The organism is Mesorhizobium sp. P2_E7, assembly GCF_056403855.1.
This window is the reverse complement of the sequence record NZ_JBFUER010000001.1, coordinates 890,189-905,225: the sequence shown is the minus strand read 5'-3', so window position 1 is coordinate 905,225 and position 15,037 is coordinate 890,189. Positions and strand designations below refer to the sequence as shown.

Sequence of the window (15,037 nt, the reverse complement as noted above, 5' to 3'; positions counted from 1 at the left end):
CAAAGGTCATATCGCCGGCATGGTGAAATCAGCAAAAATCCTGGCGGTGGGCGGCGCCCATATCGACCGGCGCGGCCAGGTGTCCGGTGCCTATGTGCCCGCCGCGTCCAACCCCGGCACGATGCGCGAAGACGTCGGCGGTGGCGTCTTCAATGCGCTGCGCAGCCTCGCGCGGCTTGGTGTTTCGGCCTCGCTCATGTCGATGCGCGGCGGCGATGCGGCGGGCGAAACGGTGTCGCGCGCCATCGCTGAGGCCGGCATTGCCGACCTGTCGGCGGTGTTCCTCCACCGCACGACGCCGAGCTACACCGCCCTGATCGACCGCGACGGCGAGCTGATCACCGGCTTTGCCGACATGGCGCTCTATGACCTGGCGTTTCCCAAGCAGCTCCGCCGCTCCAAGGTGCGCGAGGCGGTCGCCGAGGCCGAGGCCGTGCTGTGCGACGCCAATCTACCGGCAACGGCACTGGAGCGGCTGGTCGGGCTCGCCGCCGGCAAGCCGGTCTATGCCATCGCCATTTCGCCAGCCAAGGTGGTGCGGCTGATCCCGGTGCTGAAGGAGCTCGCGCAGGTCTTCATGAACCGGCGTGAGGCCATGGTGCTGGCCGGCGTCGGCGCCAATGCCACCGAGCGAGAGACCGTCGACGGTTTGCGCTGCAGCGGCCTCAGGAGTGGCGTGGTGACGGCGGGCGATGGCCCGGTGCTGGGTTTCGACGAAGCCGGCGCCTTTTCCATCCTGCCGCCGGCGCCGAGAAAGGTCGCCGACGTCACCGGCGCCGGCGACGCGCTGGCCGGCGCTACCATCGCTGCCCTGCTGCGCGGCCTGGCATTGCGGCAGGCCCTGCGCGAAGGCGTGGCCGCGGCAACGCTCGCCATCGAAAGTGCGGACGCGGTGCCGACCTTCACCGCCGCGACCTTTGCCGAAGCGCTGGCTCTTGTGCCGGGGGCGCAGGAAATGGCATGAGGGCGGCCAATTGCCATTGCCGGAGCTTTCTTGCTCCGGACCGGAGACCGTCATGACCCCGCAAAGCGCCCGCCCCCTCATCGACATCCACCCGCCGGTGGCCGAAGCACTTGCTGCCGGCCGCCCGGTGGTGGCGCTGGAGAGCACCATCATCACCCATGGCATGCCCTACCCCGACAATGGCGCCATGGCCGCCAATGTCGAGAAGATCATTTTGGACAATGGCGCGGTGCCGGCGACGATCGCCGTGGTTGCCGGCCGCATCAAGATCGGGCTGTCGGACGGCGAGCGCGAGTCGCTGGCGATGACCGGCGACGCCATGAAGCTGTCGCGCGCCGATCTTGGCTTTGCGGTTGCTGAGGGACGCACCGGCGGCACCACCGTCGCCGCCACCATGATCGCGGCCGACATGGTCGGGATCAAGGTGTTCGCCACCGGCGGCATTGGCGGCGTGCACAAGGGCGCGGAAAAGAGCTTCGACATCTCGGCCGATCTCGACGAGCTGGCGCGCACGCCGGTCATCGTCGTCTCGGCCGGCGCCAAGGCGATCCTCGACATCGAAAAGACGCTGGAGGTGCTGGAAACGCGCGGCGTGCCGGTGATCGGCCATGGCTGCGAGACGATGCCGGCCTTCTGGTCGCGCCAGTCGCGCTTTCGCGCCCCGTTGACCTTGCACAAGCCCGAAGAGATCGCGCATTTCTACAAGACCAGGGCGGCGCTGGGCCTCGGCGGCGGCATGCTGATCGCCAACCCGGTGCCGCAGGATGACGAAATCCCGGCCGACGAGATGGCCGGCTACATCGAGGCCGCGCAGAAGGCGGCGGAAGCGCAGAATGTGACCGGCAAGGCGGTGACGCCGTTCCTGCTGGGAAAAATCCTTGAACTGACCGACGGCCGGAGTTTGAAGACGAATATTGCGCTGGTCGAGAACAATGCGCGGCTGGCGGCGAAGATTGCCAAGGCGCTGTAGGGATTGGCGTTCGGCAATGCATGCCAAGCGCGACCGCCGCGTTCCGTCACCCCCCTCTGTCCTGCCGGACATCTCCCCCTCAAGGGGGGAGATCGGATGTCACACCGGCCTTCGCCAACGATAGACGTTGAAAGAATCTCGGCGCCGATGAAGCTGCTAATCTCCCCCCTTGAGGGGGAGATGGCCGGCAGGCCAGAGGGGGTGCTGTCCCGCCAGCGTCCCGAAGATCGTCTACTTCCCCGACCGCCGTCCAGCCTCATAAGCCCGCTGCGCCCACACCCGCATCTCGTCGGGATCATCAAACGCGTCGTCGGGAATGCTCCAGTACGGCATCGCGACCAGCTTGCCGTGGCGGGTTCCCGTATAGGTCCATTGCTTGCAGCCGGCAGCTTCGAAATCGGGCGCGCTCTGTTCGTCGGCCTTGAGCAACAATTCGCCGCGCAGCACGATGGCGACGATGACGCCGTCGAAATAGATGCCCTTGCCGCCGAACAGCCTGCGGATCGAGACCGGGCCGAGGCCCTCGAACAGTTCGGCGATGCGTTCGTTGTCCATGCCGCGATCATGTCATCGCGATCCGGGCTTGTCATTGCCGCAACCAAAACCATGCTGACAAGTTGAAGCCAATTCGTCGGAGTTTCAAAATGCCGCTTCTGCTCAAAGGATCCTGCCGCTGCGATGCCGTCCATTTCGAGGTGGAGAGCCACACGCCGGTGCCGTTCATGCTGTGCTACTGCTCGATCTGCCGCAAGCAGCAGGGCGGCGGCGGCTTCGCCATCAATCTCGGCGCCGATTACAAGACGCTGAAGATCAAGGGCAAGCGCGACCTCGGCGTGTTTCGCGCCGAGATCCAGGATGACGAGCACCCCACGTGCGAGATTTCGACCGGCGAGCGCAATTTCTGCAGGAAATGCGGTTCGGCCCTGTGGCTCTACGATCCGACCTGGCCGGATCTGGTCCACCCCTTCGCCTCGGCGATCGACAGCGAGCTGCCGAAGCCGCCGGAAAAGGTCCATCTGATGCTGAAGTACAAGGCGAGCTGGGTCGAGCCGGTGATCGGAAAAAAGGACAAGGTGTTCGACGCCTATCCCGAGGAATCGATCGCCGACTGGCACAAGCGGACAAAGATGTGGGTGAAGTAGCCTTAGGGGCGATGCGTGAGGGCTACCCAGCGCTCAATCTGGGCCACGTCCACTCCATCGCGCTGGGCCGCGAACAAGGGATGATCTGTGTCCTGCAAAAACACCCGGGGACGCATTTTTCCAGGCTGGAACACGACATTGGCATGGAGATGCATCGAGCTTGGATACTCGGGAATGTCGTGCATCAAATACCCGAAGCAGCCATCGTCTTCGTATTGACCATCGTCATATCCGTCTCGATAGATGTTCCAGCTTCTTTCCGAAACCGACATCCAAACCCCGAAACAGAACTCGCCGGTGAGCTGCGGCACGGGCAGCGGCAGGAGGCAGCGAATGAACCGATCCGTCCTGCCTGACGCGTGGCGGACTTCACAGAAATCGTCATTCTTTCGGAAGGTGGATTGACCGCCTTCTCCGGTTCCGTCTCGACTGACCGGCGCGTCGAATGCAATATCCGTTGGAAGACCGGTAAATTCTTCGCCGCAACAGACACACCGCCAGCGATATGCCTCGGCGCTCATCGCCCGACGTCAAGCAGCGGTTGCCGCGCGCGCCTCTGCCAGCGCTTTGAGATCGGCTGGCTTGAGTTCGACGGATTCGCCGCAGCCGCAGGCCGAACTCTGGTTCGGGTTGTGGAAGGTGAAGCCGGTGCGCAGCGTGGTCTGCTCGAAATCCATCTCGGTGCCGAACAGGAAAAGCGCGGCTTCAGGCGCGACATAAACGTGCGCGCCGTCGCGCTCGATGTGGTCGTCCTTGGTGTTGGGCTCGGTCACCAGGTCGACCGTGTATTCCATGCCGGCGCAGCCGCCTTTTTTGATGCCGAGGCGAATGCCATGCGCATTGTCGCGCGTGGCAACGATCTCGCGCACCCGGTCGGCGGCCTTTTCGGTCATCGTGATGACGGCGAAGCGTCCCATTCTCTTTCCTCTTCCATTCCATGCAGGTTCAAGGCCTGCCGAATGATTCCTCACCTAAAATGGTGAAGTTTTACCACTGGTGCAAGTGCGCCAGCCTAGTACCAGCCCACCGCGACCTGCGCCTCTTCCGACATGCGGTCGGGGGACCAGGGTGGGTCGAAGGTCATGTTGACCTCGACGCCTGACACGCCTTCGACGGCGCCGACGGCGTTTTCCACCCAGCCCGGCATTTCGCCGGCCACCGGACAGCCGGGCGCGGTCAGGGTCATGTCGATCTTGACCGAGCGGTCGTCCTCGATGTCGATCCTGTAGATCAGGCCGAGCTCGTAGATGTCGGCGGGAATTTCCGGGTCGTAGACCGTCTTCAGCGCCGAGACGATATCGTCGGTCAGCCGCGCCAGTTCATCGGCTGGAATGGTCGAAGCTGAGACCAGCGGATTGATGGCTGCTTCCGGCGCGGTCTCTGTGGTGTGGCTCGCATCATCCATGGTCGTCATCCAAAGAACTTGTCACCCGAAGAATTTGCGCGCTTTCTCAAGCGCTTCGGCCAAAGCGTCGACTTCGGCCCTGGTATTATACATGCCGAACGATGCCCTGCATGTGGAGGTTACGCCAAAGCGTTTCAACAGCGGCTGGGCGCAATGGGTGCCGGCGCGGACCGCCACGCCCTGCCTGTCTATCACCATCGACACGTCATGGGCATGAATACCCTGCAATTCGAAGGAAATGATGGCGCCTTTGCCCGGCGCGTCGCCGAAGATGCGCAGCGAATTGATCGCGCGCAGCCGCTCATGCGCGTAGGTCTTGAGGTCGGCCTCGTGGGCGGCAATGCGCTCGCGGCCGATCTTTTCCATGTATTCCAGTGCCGCGCCGAGGCCGATCGCCTGCACGATCGGCGGCGTGCCGGCTTCGAAACGGTGCGGCGGATCGTTGTAGGTGACGACGTCTTCCGTCACCTCCTCGATCATCTCGCCGCCGCCCATGAAGGGACGCATGCCCGAGAGAATGTCCTTCTTGCCGTAGAGCACGCCGATGCCCGAGGGCCCGTAAACCTTGTGGCCGGTGAAGACGAAGAAATCGCAGTCGAGATCCTGGACGTCGATCGGCATATGCACGGCGCTCTGGCTGCCGTCGACGAGCACCGGAATGCCGCGGGCATGGGCGATGCGCACGATCTCCTTGATCGGCGTCACCGTGCCCAGCGCATTCGACATCTGAGTGATGGCGACGAGCTTGGTCTTGTCGGTCAGGCGCTTTTCGAATTCCTCGATGTGGAAGGCGCCGAGATCGTCGACCGGCACCCAGACCAGCTTGGCGCCCTGCCGTTCGCGGATGAAATGCCACGGCACGATGTTGGAGTGGTGCTCCATGATCGACAGCACGATCTCGTCGCCCTCGCCGATGTTGGGCATGCCATAGCCGTAAGCGACGGTGTTGATCGCTGCGGTCGTGTTCGAGGTGAAGACAATGTTGTCGGTGCTTGGCGCGTTGAGGAAGCGACGCACCGTCTCGCGCGCCTTCTCGTAGGCGTCGGTCGCGGCGTTGGAGAGGAAATGCAGGCCGCGATGGACGTTGGCGTATTCCTGGCTGTAGGCGTGCTGGATCGTGTCGAGCACCACCTGCGGCTTCTGCGCCGAGGCGCCATTGTCGAGATAGACCAGCGGTTTGCCGTAGACTTCGCGCGACAGGATCGGGAAGTCGCGGCGGATCGCCTCGACGTCATAGGGGGTGGTTTCGAGTTTCTGGTCCATTACAAGCTCTCTTGAGGCACCGCCTCACTTCGTCACGCACCCCTCATCCGTCCCGGCGCTGCGCGCCGATCCACCTTCTCCCACAAGGGGAGAAGGGGAAGAGGCGCTTACCCGTGTGCCACGAACCAATCATCGAGCCGTGTCTCCAGGGCTTCGACGATGGTCTCGTCATCCAGTTCCTCGATCACTTCGGCTACGAACGCCTTGACTAGCAGACCACGCGCACTCTTCTCATCGATGCCGCGCGCCATCAGATAGAACAGATGGTTGTGGTCGATCTCGGTGACGGTCGCGCCATGGCCGCAGACGACGTCGTCGGCGAAGATTTCCAGCTCCGGCTTGGTCGAGAACTCGCCATCATCCGACAGGAGCAGCGTGTTGCAGGCCATCTTGGCGTTGGTCTTCTGCGCGTATTGATGGACGTTGATGCGGCCCTGGAAGACGCCGCGCGCCTTGCCGGTTACGACATTGCGGATCACTTCCGTCGACGTCGTGTGCGGCACGGCATGGTCGAGCACCATGGTCACGTCGGTATGGGTGTCGCCGGCCAAAAGGTTGATCCCGCGCAATTTGAAATCGGCGCCTTCGCCGGTCGTCCTGACCACGATTTCCTGACGCACCAGCTTGCCGCCGGCATTCATGAAGAACACCGTCAGCTTCGAATTCTTGCCGAGATGCGCCTTGAACTGCGCAAGATGCGTGGCCGTTTCCGGCTGCTCCTGCACGATGAGCCACGTCACCTCTGCGCCTTCGCCCAGCACCAGCTGGCTGACCGAGCTGGCCAATGCAGCGCCCTCGCCGGCCTGACGCTCGAGGATAGCTGCCTTGGCGCCCGCGCCGACACGCACGGGGAAGCGCACATGGGCCTGGCCGCCGGCCTGCAGGTTCTGTAATTCGATCGGCTTTTCCAGTGCTGCGCCATCGGCGATGTCGACGAAATAGCCGTCGGCGACGAAGGCCGTGTTCAGCGCACCGATGGCGTCATCGCTGCCGTAGGGGTCGAGGCCTGGCGCGATCGAGCCGTCGGTCAGCTTTTCCGACAGGCGCTGGACGGTCACACCCTCGATCGCAGGGAATTTCGCATTCGAGACGCCGTTCAGCACGGCCAGGATTGCGGAGCCTTCGACAATCGGCGCCAGCGTTTTGGCGGCGGCCGTGGGATCGAAAGCCGGCACCGTCGTCAGCAGGCGGCGCAGATCCGTATAGTGCCAGGATTCGAGGCGCCGCGTCGGCAGACCATGCTTGATCGCCTCGATGGCGTCGTCGCGCTTCAGCATTACCGCGCCGTCGCCGGGCAGCTCAGACAGCCGCTCGCCGAAGGCGTCGATCAGCGCTGTTTCGGCCTGCGTGCGCTGGGGTGTCGAGTGCATGTTCATCAGTCTTGCCTCTGGCATCTCACGCGGCTTCGCCGATCACTCCGGCATAGCCATTGGCTTCCAGATCGAGCGCCAGCGACTTGTCGCCGGACTTGATCACCTGTCCCTTGTAAAGCACGTGCACGCTATCCGGCACGATGTGCTCGAGCAGGCGCTGGTAGTGGGTGATGACGATGATGGCGCGGTCGGGCGAACGCAGTGCGTTGACGCCGTCCGAGACGATCTTCAGCGCATCGATGTCGAGGCCGGAATCGGTCTCGTCGAGCACGCAGAGTTTCGGCTCCAGCAGCTTCATCTGCAGGATTTCGGCGCGCTTCTTCTCGCCGCCAGAAAAGCCGACATTGAGCGGCCGCTTGAGCATTGCCATGTCCATGTTGAGCGAGGCTGCCGCCTCTTTGACCCGCTTCAAAAATTCCGGGATCTTCAGCGGTTCCTCGCCGCGCGCCTTGCGCTGCTCGTTCATCGCCACTTTCAGGAATTCCATGGTCGCGACGCCCGGTATCTCCATCGGATACTGGAAGGCGAGGAAGATGCCCGCGGTGGCGCGCTCGGCCGGGTCCATTTCGAGGATCGACTGGCCGTTGTAGAGGATGTCGCCTTCGGTGACCTCATAGTCCTCGCGGCCGGCGAGGATGTAGGACAGCGTCGACTTGCCCGAGCCGTTCGGGCCCATGATGGCGGCGACTTCGCCGGCTTTCACCGTCAGGTTGAGGCCACGGATGATCTCGGTGCCGTCATCGACGATGCGGGCATGCAGGTTTCTGATTTCAAGCATTCTTTTCTTTCCTGAATATCTTGTCCGGTCAGCCGACCGAGCCCTCGAGGCTGATGCCGATCAGCTTCTGCGCTTCGACCGCGAACTCCATCGGCAGTTGCTGGATGACGTCCTTGACGAAGCCGTTGACGATCAGTGCGATCGCCTCTTCCTCAGGAATGCCGCGCTGCATGACGTAGAACTTCTGGTCTTCGGAAATCTTCGACGTCGTCGCCTCATGCTCGAACTGCGCCGTCGAGTTCTTGGCTTCCATGTAAGGCACGGTGTGCGCGCCGCACTGGTCGCCGATCAGGAGACTATCGCAATTGGTGAAGTTGCGGGCGTTGGTCGCCTTGCGGTGCGCCGACACCTGGCCGCGATAGGTGTTCTGCGAGAAGCCGGCGGCGATGCCCTTGGAGATGATGCGGCTCGACGTGTTCTTGCCGAGATGGATCATCTTGGTGCCTGAGTCGACCTGCTGATAACCGTTCGACACGGCGATCGAATAAAATTCGCCGGAGGAATCGTCGCCGCGCAGTATGCAGCTCGGGTACTTCCAGGTGATGGCCGAGCCGGTCTCGACCTGCGTCCACGAGATCTTCGAACGGTCACCGCGGCAGTCGCCGCGCTTGGTGACGAAATTGTAGATGCCGCCCTTGCCCTCGGCGTCGCCCGGGTACCAGTTCTGCACCGTCGAATATTTGATCTCGGCATCGTCGAGCGCCACCAGTTCGACGACGGCGGCATGCAGCTGGTTCTCGTCGCGCTGCGGTGCCGTACAGCCTTCGAGGTAGGAGACATAAGCCCCCTCCTCGGCGATGATCAGCGTGCGCTCGAACTGGCCGGTGTTCTTCTCGTTCATGCGGAAATAGGTCGACAGTTCCATCGGGCAGCGCACGCCCTTGGGCACGAAGACGAACGAGCCGTCGGTGAACACGGCGGAATTCAGCGTGGCGTAGAAATTGTCGGAGGTCGGCACGACCGAGCCGAGATATTTTTGCACCAGCTCCGGATGCTCGCGAATGGCTTCCGAGATCGAGCAGAAGATGACACCTGCCTGCGCCAGCTCTTTCTTGAAGGTGGTAACGACGGAGACGGAATCGAACACGGCGTCGACGGCGACACGTCCCGACTTGTAGACGTTGTCGCTGGGCTCCTCGAGATCGGACACGTCGGTCTTCTGCACGCCGGCCAGGATTTCCTGTTCCCTGAGCGGAATGCCGAGCTTCTCGTAAACCTTCAAGAGCTCGGGATCGACGTCGCTGAGCGACGTCGGGCCAGGTGTGCTCTTGGGCGCCGCGTAGTAATAAAGATCTTGGAAGTCGATCTTCGGGTAGTGGACGCGCGCCCAGGTCGGCTCTTCCAGCGTCAGCCAGCGCCGATAGGCTTCAAGACGCCATTCCAGCATCCAGGACGGTTCATCCTTCTTGGCCGAGATGAAGCGAATAATGTCTTCGCTCAGGCCCTTGGGGGCCTTGTCCATCGCGATCTCTGTCTGGAATCCGTATTTGTACTGGTCGACGTCGATCTTTCGGACCCGATCGATCGTGTCCTGCACAGCAGGCATAAGCGTTCTCCATCCACGCCGGGGTCAAGGCCCGACAGTTTTCAAACTATGGCATCGCCAACGGCTGCCCCTAGAGGCGCCGAAGGCGGCGTAAGTTCCATATAGTGCGTCTCGACCGGGAATTCACCCGGCCACTTCTCAACGCACGGCTCTACCAGGCCGCGAGGCCTGAATTTCTTTTCGCCGCCTCAGGCGGCTTGTTCCCTGCCCGCCCGGCGCTGGGCAATCCCCGCCAGCGCAGCACGAAACAGTTCGATATCCCCAACGCTCGTCGCGTGACCGATGGACACGCGCAAAGCGCCGAGGCTGTCGCCATAACCCATGGCTTTCAGCACGTGGCTCGGCCCGACCTTGCCCGACGAACAGGCCGATCCTGCAGACAGCGCCACGCCAGCCAGATCGAACGCGATCTGCGCCGTCTCTGCCTTGACGCCGGGAATAGCGAAGAATGTCGTATTGGCAAGCCTTGGCGCGCCAGTTCCGAAGATTTCCGCGTCCGGCACCAGGATTTTGATGATGGTTTCGACTTCGTCGCGACGAAGCCGCACCGCGTCCATGGCCTGCAATCCAACCAGAGCCTGGCGCGCCGCCGTGCCGAAACCGGCAATCGCCGCCAGGTTTTCCGTGCCGCCGCGATGGCCCTTTTCCTGACCGCCACCATTGATCAGCGGCTTCGGCATCATCAGATCGGCCGCGGCGACAATCGCGCCAACGCCCTTGGGGCCGCCGATCTTGTGCGAGGACAGAATCGAATAGTCGGCGTAAGGCGCTGACATATCGATGGAAATGCGACCCGCTGCTTGCACCGCGTCGACCACCAGAATGCCGCCCGCTGCCTTGACGATTGCAGCGAGGGCCTCGACCGGCTGGATGACGCCGGTCTCGTTGTTGGCGGCATGGATGGCAACCAGCGGCAGGCCATCGGCCTTGTCATGAGCGCCGAGCGCTGCCGTCAGTTGAGCGAGATCGGCAATGCCATTGGCATCGACGCCGATCCGCGTCACCTGCGCAGTGGGAAAACGGCCGCCATTGAGCAGGCACGGGTGATCGGCCTCGGACACATAGAGCCGGCTCATGCGCACAGTGCCGCGGCCCATCTGCCAATCCGGCGTCAAAAGCGTCGACGCCGCTTCGGTCGCGCCGGAGGTGAACACGACATGTTCGGGTTTCGCGTTGACCAGCAGCGCCACGTCGCGCCGAGCGTTCTCGATCAGCTGGCGCGCCGCGCGGCCCTCGCCATGCACCGACGACGGATTGGCGGCGAGATCGAGCGCGGCAACCATCGCTTCACGCGCCTCAGGGATGAGCGGCGCGCTGGCATTGTAGTCGAGATAGGCGCGTGTTGCGGCCATTTTCGCTCAATCGATCCCGTCAAAACCCATTCCGCAGGGATAGCGCGTTATTTCCTTGAAATTGCAAGGCAAGACGTCCTATTTACGCGGCTTGCGGCGGGGATGGTCGGGCCGTCACGGCTGGCCATCCAGTTTTGAACAATTCTAAACTAGCTTCTAAGAAGACGCTCGCCCTGCGTCAAGGCCAGAGGAAAGAGTTGTTCCGGGCGCCGCGCATTCTTATGCCACGTGGAGTATTTTATGCCTGAGGTCATTTTCACCGGTCCGGCCGGCCGCCTGGAGGGCCGCTACCAGCCTTCCAAGGAAAAGAGCGCGCCGATTGCCATTGTGTTGCATCCGCACCCGCAGTTCGGCGGCACGATGAACAACAAGATCGTCTATGACCTGTTCTACATGTTCCAGAAGCGCGACTTCACCACGCTGCGCTTCAATTTCCGCGGCATTGGCCGCAGCCAGGGCGAATTCGACCACGGCACCGGTGAATTGTCGGACGCGGCCGCGGCGCTGGACTGGGTGCAGTCGCTGCATCCGGATTCCAAGAGCTGCTGGGTCGCCGGCTACTCCTTCGGCTCGTGGATCGGCATGCAGCTTCTCATGCGCCGCCCTGAGATCGAGGGCTTCATCTCGATCGCGCCGCAGCCCAACACCTATGATTTCTCGTTCCTGGCGCCCTGCCCATCATCGGGCCTGATCATCCATGGCGACGCCGACAAGGTTGCGCCACCGAAGGATGTGCAAGGCCTGGTCGACAAGCTGCACACGCAAAAGGGCATCACCATCACGCAGAAGACCTTGCCCGGCGCCAACCATTTCTTCGCCAACGACGCCGACCTGCTGCTCGAGGAATGCGCCGACTATCTCGACCGGCGGCTGGCCGGCGAATTGTCCGATCCGCGGCCGAAGCGGCTGCGCTAAGGCCCCCCAGACCCGGCATGGTGCGCATTCGTGCCCGCGACGGGCGCGAATGCCGTTTGCGCTGATCCATATGATCTGGCACGCCTGACATGTGGCGCAGCCTGCCTGAACGGTGCAGAATGCCGGGTTCTGGAAGCCGAAGAAGGCGTGACTGATCATGTACCAACCTCCTCATTTCGTAGAGACGCGCCAAGACGTCCTGCACGGGCTGATCCGCTCGCACCCGTTGGGATTGCTGATCTCCAACGGCACTGACGGCCCCATCGCCAACGCCATTCCGTTCCTGCTCGATGCCGAGGCAGGGCCGAACGGCAGGCTGCGCGCCCATCTGGCCAGGGCCAACCCGCAATGGCGCCAGTTGGCCGACAATCCTACATCGCCCGTGCTGGTCGTCTTCCAGGGCGCCGACGCCTATGTAACGCCGTCCTGGTACGAGACCAAGCGGGAGACCGGCAAGGTCGTTCCGACCTGGAACTATGCCATCGTCCAGGTGCGCGGAACGGTCAAGGTGATCGAGGATGCGGAATGGATCGCACAGCAGATCACCGAGCTGACGCTATCGCAGGAAGGCAACCGCAATGAGCCCTGGGCGGTGACCGACGCACCGCCGACCTTCATCCAGTCGCAGATCAAGGGCATCATCGGGCTGGAGATCGAGATCGCCGAGATCAGCGGCAAATGGAAAGTCAGCCAGAACCGCCCCGTCGCCGATCGCGTCGGTGTCGCCGAAGGGCTGGAAAGCGAAGCGCCGAGTGCAAGCGCGCCGGACATGGCCGGGCTTGTTCGATCCTATGGCGGGCTTGACCCTCAGTAGCTTTTTGGCGGGTCCGCAGCGACGCGACTTTGAACCCGTCGGCCGTTCAGCGGACCGCCATAGCCTGCCAACCGAAAGGTCGTCTTGCGGACAGGCAGGCCGGCGGGTGTCCGGCGGAAGATGAAGCCGAGCCGCGCAAGGATACCCCCGCACAGGATCGCGACGGCGAAGCCGAGGCCGAAACCGGCGACAGTGTCGCTTGGGTAATGCGCGCCGACGAACACCCGGGTGGAGGCGATGCAGGCGGTGATCGCCAGGGCGACGTACCAGCGCTTTGGAAACAGCAGCAGAGCGATGCCGAACACGGCGCCCATGGTGGTGGCGTGGCCGGATGGAAATGCGGCAAAGCGGGCATTCATTGCGAACGGATGCAGCGACAGCACGCCGAAATTGTCGAAATAGAGCGGCCGGGCCCGGCCGATGCCGTATTTCAGCACATTGACCGCAAGGCCCGACAGGCCAACTCCGCCAAGCACCAGGAAGGCAAAGCAGGTCCAGTTGTAAACCAGCATCCGCGATCGCCTGGAAAGGCTTCGCCAATCCGTCAGATTGGCGGCGACGAGCAAGGCGGCTGCCGGGATCAGATACCAGCCGCCGAGGCCAAAAACGGTGAAAAACTCAGTAAACCTTGCAAGCCGAGGCGGCCATTCCCCCCAGAGGACGCCTGCCGCCCGGTCGAGGTGAACGAAGGCGGCAGCGGCAAGCAGCATCCAGGCCACGAGCCAGACCGGCCAGGCGATGCTGGGATAGTGGGCTTTGCGCGCGGCAAAGCGCCTGCCGACGATGCGCATCGTGTCGAGGAGATTGTCGCGCGACCGACGAAACACCACGGACGGCGTCACGGGGGTTTTCACCTGGTCACCCGGTAGAGGCCAAGCGATAGTTTGTCGCCCGAGGAATAGTTGAGGCCGTCGATCTCGGCCAGACGGTTCGCCGTCTTGCCTTGCACCGCCAGCATGTCGTTCAGCTTCTTCTCGTCGGCGACAGGCGCCAGCCCAAGCGCGCAGGTCGGATCGCCGAGCAGGTGTGCGGCGACGCCGTCGACATCGGTCAGGATTGTCCTGGTTCCGACCAGGAAGACAAGGCTCGGTTCGTGATAGGGCGCCGAGGCAAGCACGCTCGTGTCGCAGGGACGGTTCGCGTCGACCGCGGCCTTGATCGCCGGGCTCAGCCAGATCGGCTTCAGCGACGGCGCAATCATGCCGAACAGCAAGCCAAGGGTGATGCCGGCGCCGGCCGCGATCGCGCCGATGCGCGCGAGCGGCACCTGCAAACGGCGGGGAAAGGCGAGATATCCGGTGACGAGCGCTGCAAGCGCGGCCGGAATGCTCCACCACGAGAATGCCTTGGCGAGATAGATCGGCGCGCCAATACAGACAACCGCGAGACCGATACTGACCAGGCCGAGACCGAAGGCGGTGGACCACCAAAGCCATGACTGCCAGCGCTTGAGCGGCGCATTGGCGTCCTCCGGCTGCAGGGTCAGGAGCCAGCCGACCAGCAGCGCCATGCCGGGATAGGCCGGCAGAACATAATGCGGCAGTTTCGTCGGGATCAGCTCGAACACCAGCCAGAACGGGATGTACCAGGCAAGGCAAAAGCGCAGGCGCGGATCGTCGCGCAAGCGGTTGAGCGCCTGCAGACCGGCGCCGACGGCGATCAGCCCGAACGGCCACATGAACAGCGAATAGGTCAGCACGTAGAAACCGGGCGGAATGCCGTGTGATTCCTCGCCTGAGGCGACCTTGCCCAGCATGTCCTTGCCGACCGCTTGCTGCAGGAAGGCGCCATGGCTCTTCCAGGTGATCAGCGCGAGCCAGGGCAGCGCGATCAACAGCACGATCAAAAGGCCGCGGCCGACTTTCAGGTTCTTCAACCAGCGCCCATCGCGCTCGAAAGCAAACAGCGCGGCAATTGTCAGCGCCGACAACAGAGGCGCGATCGGTCCCTTGATCAGGATCGCAATGCCCTGCGCCACCCAGAATATCCACCAGAGATGGCCGGCCACCGGTTCGTTGCGCCGCGAGGCGGTGTAGATCCGCGCCAGGGCGCCTTGCGCCGCGACGCAGCAGGCCAGAAGCATGGCATCGGTCTTGGCGTCGCGGCCTTCGAAAGCGGTGGCGAAGATCGCGGCCATGATAAGCCCGGCCGCGAGGCCGGCATTGGCGCCGAAAAGACTGGCGCCTGTCCAGGCGATCGCCACGACAGCAATGGCGATGCCCAGCGCCGAGACCAGGCGATAGACCCAGATCGGCGCCCCGGCCCCCTCGCCGCTCAGCGCCACGGACGCCGATTGCAGCCAGTAGATGCCGACCGGCTTCTGATACCGCGACATGTCCTGGAAGCGAATGTCGACATAATCGCCGGTTTCGACCATCTGCTTGGTGGCCTGGACGAAACGCGATTCATCGCGGTCGATCGGCGGCAGCGAAGCCAGCCCACTGGCCGTCAGCAGCAGGCTGAACAGGAAAAGCAGGACGTAGTTCCTGTTCATTGCAACCACCGGATCCTGCCT

General features: G+C 63.2%; 16 protein-coding genes. 5 read left to right on the top strand and 11 right to left on the bottom strand.

Annotation, left to right across the window (positions count from 1 at the left end):
* Positions 1-19 precede the first annotated feature (19 nt).
* Both AC1DYC_RS04560 and AC1DYC_RS04555 read left to right on the top strand, forming a co-directional pair.
* On the top strand, positions 20-964 hold the full coding sequence (locus AC1DYC_RS04560; protein ID WP_477404322.1) for a carbohydrate kinase family protein: 945 nt from the start codon (positions 20-22) through the stop codon (positions 962-964).
* Between the two features lie 52 nt (positions 965-1,016).
* Positions 1,017-1,934: a pseudouridine-5'-phosphate glycosidase gene (locus AC1DYC_RS04555; RefSeq protein ID WP_477404320.1), complete on the top strand. Its 918-nt coding sequence runs from the start codon at positions 1,017-1,019 to the stop codon at positions 1,932-1,934.
* 231 nt (positions 1,935-2,165) lie between these two features.
* Here AC1DYC_RS04555 and AC1DYC_RS04550 read toward each other — a convergent pair whose 3' ends face one another.
* On the bottom strand, positions 2,166-2,489 hold the full coding sequence (locus AC1DYC_RS04550) for a TfoX/Sxy family protein (protein WP_477404318.1): 324 nt from the start codon (positions 2,487-2,489) through the stop codon (positions 2,166-2,168).
* Between the two features lie 89 nt (positions 2,490-2,578).
* Between AC1DYC_RS04550 and AC1DYC_RS04545 the strand changes: the two genes are divergently transcribed.
* Complete coding sequence (locus AC1DYC_RS04545; protein ID WP_477404316.1) at positions 2,579-3,076, top strand: GFA family protein; 498 nt, start codon at positions 2,579-2,581, stop codon at positions 3,074-3,076.
* 2 nt (positions 3,077-3,078) lie between these two features.
* On the opposite strand, the gene AC1DYC_RS04540 is transcribed toward AC1DYC_RS04545, so the two are convergent.
* From AC1DYC_RS04540 to AC1DYC_RS04505, 8 genes are all read right to left on the bottom strand, one after another.
* Entirely contained in the window at positions 3,079-3,597 is a 519-nt protein-coding gene (locus AC1DYC_RS04540) for a DUF2199 domain-containing protein (protein ID WP_477404314.1), read from the bottom strand.
* Between the two features lie 9 nt (positions 3,598-3,606).
* A complete protein-coding gene (sufA, locus tag AC1DYC_RS04535; RefSeq protein ID WP_023759793.1) occupies positions 3,607-3,993 on the bottom strand; it encodes a Fe-S cluster assembly scaffold SufA in 387 nt (128 codons plus the stop codon).
* A gap of 95 nt (positions 3,994-4,088) precedes the next feature.
* Complete coding sequence (locus tag AC1DYC_RS04530; protein ID WP_192253517.1) at positions 4,089-4,481, bottom strand: SUF system Fe-S cluster assembly protein; 393 nt, start codon at positions 4,479-4,481, stop codon at positions 4,089-4,091.
* A 21-nt stretch (positions 4,482-4,502) separates the two neighbouring features.
* Complete coding sequence (locus tag AC1DYC_RS04525) at positions 4,503-5,744, bottom strand: cysteine desulfurase (protein WP_477404312.1); 1,242 nt, start codon at positions 5,742-5,744, stop codon at positions 4,503-4,505.
* Between the two features lie 107 nt (positions 5,745-5,851).
* Positions 5,852-7,120, bottom strand: coding sequence for a Fe-S cluster assembly protein SufD (gene sufD / locus AC1DYC_RS04520; RefSeq protein ID WP_477404310.1), 1,269 nt, complete (start codon positions 7,118-7,120; stop codon positions 5,852-5,854).
* 19 nt (positions 7,121-7,139) lie between these two features.
* Complete coding sequence (gene sufC, locus AC1DYC_RS04515; RefSeq protein ID WP_477309260.1) at positions 7,140-7,895, bottom strand: Fe-S cluster assembly ATPase SufC; 756 nt, start codon at positions 7,893-7,895, stop codon at positions 7,140-7,142.
* Positions 7,896-7,923: 28 nt separating this feature from the next.
* A complete protein-coding gene (gene sufB / locus AC1DYC_RS04510) occupies positions 7,924-9,441 on the bottom strand; it encodes a Fe-S cluster assembly protein SufB (protein ID WP_023684859.1) in 1,518 nt (505 codons plus the stop codon).
* A 188-nt stretch (positions 9,442-9,629) separates the two neighbouring features.
* Positions 9,630-10,793, bottom strand: a complete 1,164-nt coding sequence (locus AC1DYC_RS04505) for a cysteine desulfurase family protein (RefSeq protein WP_477404308.1) — start codon at positions 10,791-10,793, stop codon at positions 9,630-9,632.
* Positions 10,794-11,033: 240 nt separating this feature from the next.
* Between AC1DYC_RS04505 and AC1DYC_RS04500 the strand changes: the two genes are divergently transcribed.
* Complete coding sequence (locus AC1DYC_RS04500) at positions 11,034-11,708, top strand: alpha/beta hydrolase (RefSeq protein WP_023669128.1); 675 nt, start codon at positions 11,034-11,036, stop codon at positions 11,706-11,708.
* Positions 11,709-11,865: 157 nt separating this feature from the next.
* On the top strand, positions 11,866-12,522 hold the full coding sequence (locus tag AC1DYC_RS04495) for an FMN-binding negative transcriptional regulator (protein ID WP_477404306.1): 657 nt from the start codon (positions 11,866-11,868) through the stop codon (positions 12,520-12,522).
* Here the strand turns inward: AC1DYC_RS04495 and AC1DYC_RS04490 are convergent.
* Entirely contained in the window at positions 12,516-13,376 is an 861-nt protein-coding gene (locus AC1DYC_RS04490) for a phosphatase PAP2 family protein (protein ID WP_477404304.1), read from the bottom strand. The genes AC1DYC_RS04495 and AC1DYC_RS04490 overlap by 7 nt on opposite strands.
* Entirely contained in the window at positions 13,373-15,016 is a 1,644-nt protein-coding gene (locus AC1DYC_RS04485) for an ArnT family glycosyltransferase (RefSeq protein WP_477404302.1), read from the bottom strand. Before AC1DYC_RS04485 ends, AC1DYC_RS04490 begins: the two co-directional genes overlap by 4 nt.
* Positions 15,017-15,037: the final 21 nt, after the last annotated feature.

Bases quoted from the DNA above. Each gene is read 5' to 3' on its own strand.
- AC1DYC_RS04560 (WP_477404322.1), top strand. From the start codon at position 20: ATGGTGAAATCAGCAAAAATCCTGGCGGTGGGCGGCGCCCATATCGAC.
- AC1DYC_RS04555 (WP_477404320.1), top strand. From the start codon at position 1,017: ATGACCCCGCAAAGCGCCCGCCCCCTCATCGACATCCACCCGCCGGTG.
- AC1DYC_RS04550 (WP_477404318.1), bottom strand. From the start codon at position 2,489: ATGGACAACGAACGCATCGCCGAACTGTTCGAGGGCCTCGGCCCGGTC.
- AC1DYC_RS04545 (WP_477404316.1), top strand. From the start codon at position 2,579: ATGCCGCTTCTGCTCAAAGGATCCTGCCGCTGCGATGCCGTCCATTTC.
- AC1DYC_RS04540 (WP_477404314.1), bottom strand. From the start codon at position 3,597: ATGAGCGCCGAGGCATATCGCTGGCGGTGTGTCTGTTGCGGCGAAGAA.
- sufA (WP_023759793.1), bottom strand. From the start codon at position 3,993: ATGGGACGCTTCGCCGTCATCACGATGACCGAAAAGGCCGCCGACCGG.
- AC1DYC_RS04530 (WP_192253517.1), bottom strand. From the start codon at position 4,481: ATGGATGATGCGAGCCACACCACAGAGACCGCGCCGGAAGCAGCCATC.
- AC1DYC_RS04525 (WP_477404312.1), bottom strand. From the start codon at position 5,744: ATGGACCAGAAACTCGAAACCACCCCCTATGACGTCGAGGCGATCCGC.
- sufD (WP_477404310.1), bottom strand. From the start codon at position 7,120: ATGAACATGCACTCGACACCCCAGCGCACGCAGGCCGAAACAGCGCTG.
- sufC (WP_477309260.1), bottom strand. From the start codon at position 7,895: ATGCTTGAAATCAGAAACCTGCATGCCCGCATCGTCGATGACGGCACC.
- sufB (WP_023684859.1), bottom strand. From the start codon at position 9,441: ATGCCTGCTGTGCAGGACACGATCGATCGGGTCCGAAAGATCGACGTC.
- AC1DYC_RS04505 (WP_477404308.1), bottom strand. From the start codon at position 10,793: ATGGCCGCAACACGCGCCTATCTCGACTACAATGCCAGCGCGCCGCTC.
- AC1DYC_RS04500 (WP_023669128.1), top strand. From the start codon at position 11,034: ATGCCTGAGGTCATTTTCACCGGTCCGGCCGGCCGCCTGGAGGGCCGC.
- AC1DYC_RS04495 (WP_477404306.1), top strand. From the start codon at position 11,866: ATGTACCAACCTCCTCATTTCGTAGAGACGCGCCAAGACGTCCTGCAC.
- AC1DYC_RS04485 (WP_477404302.1), bottom strand. From the start codon at position 15,016: ATGAACAGGAACTACGTCCTGCTTTTCCTGTTCAGCCTGCTGCTGACG.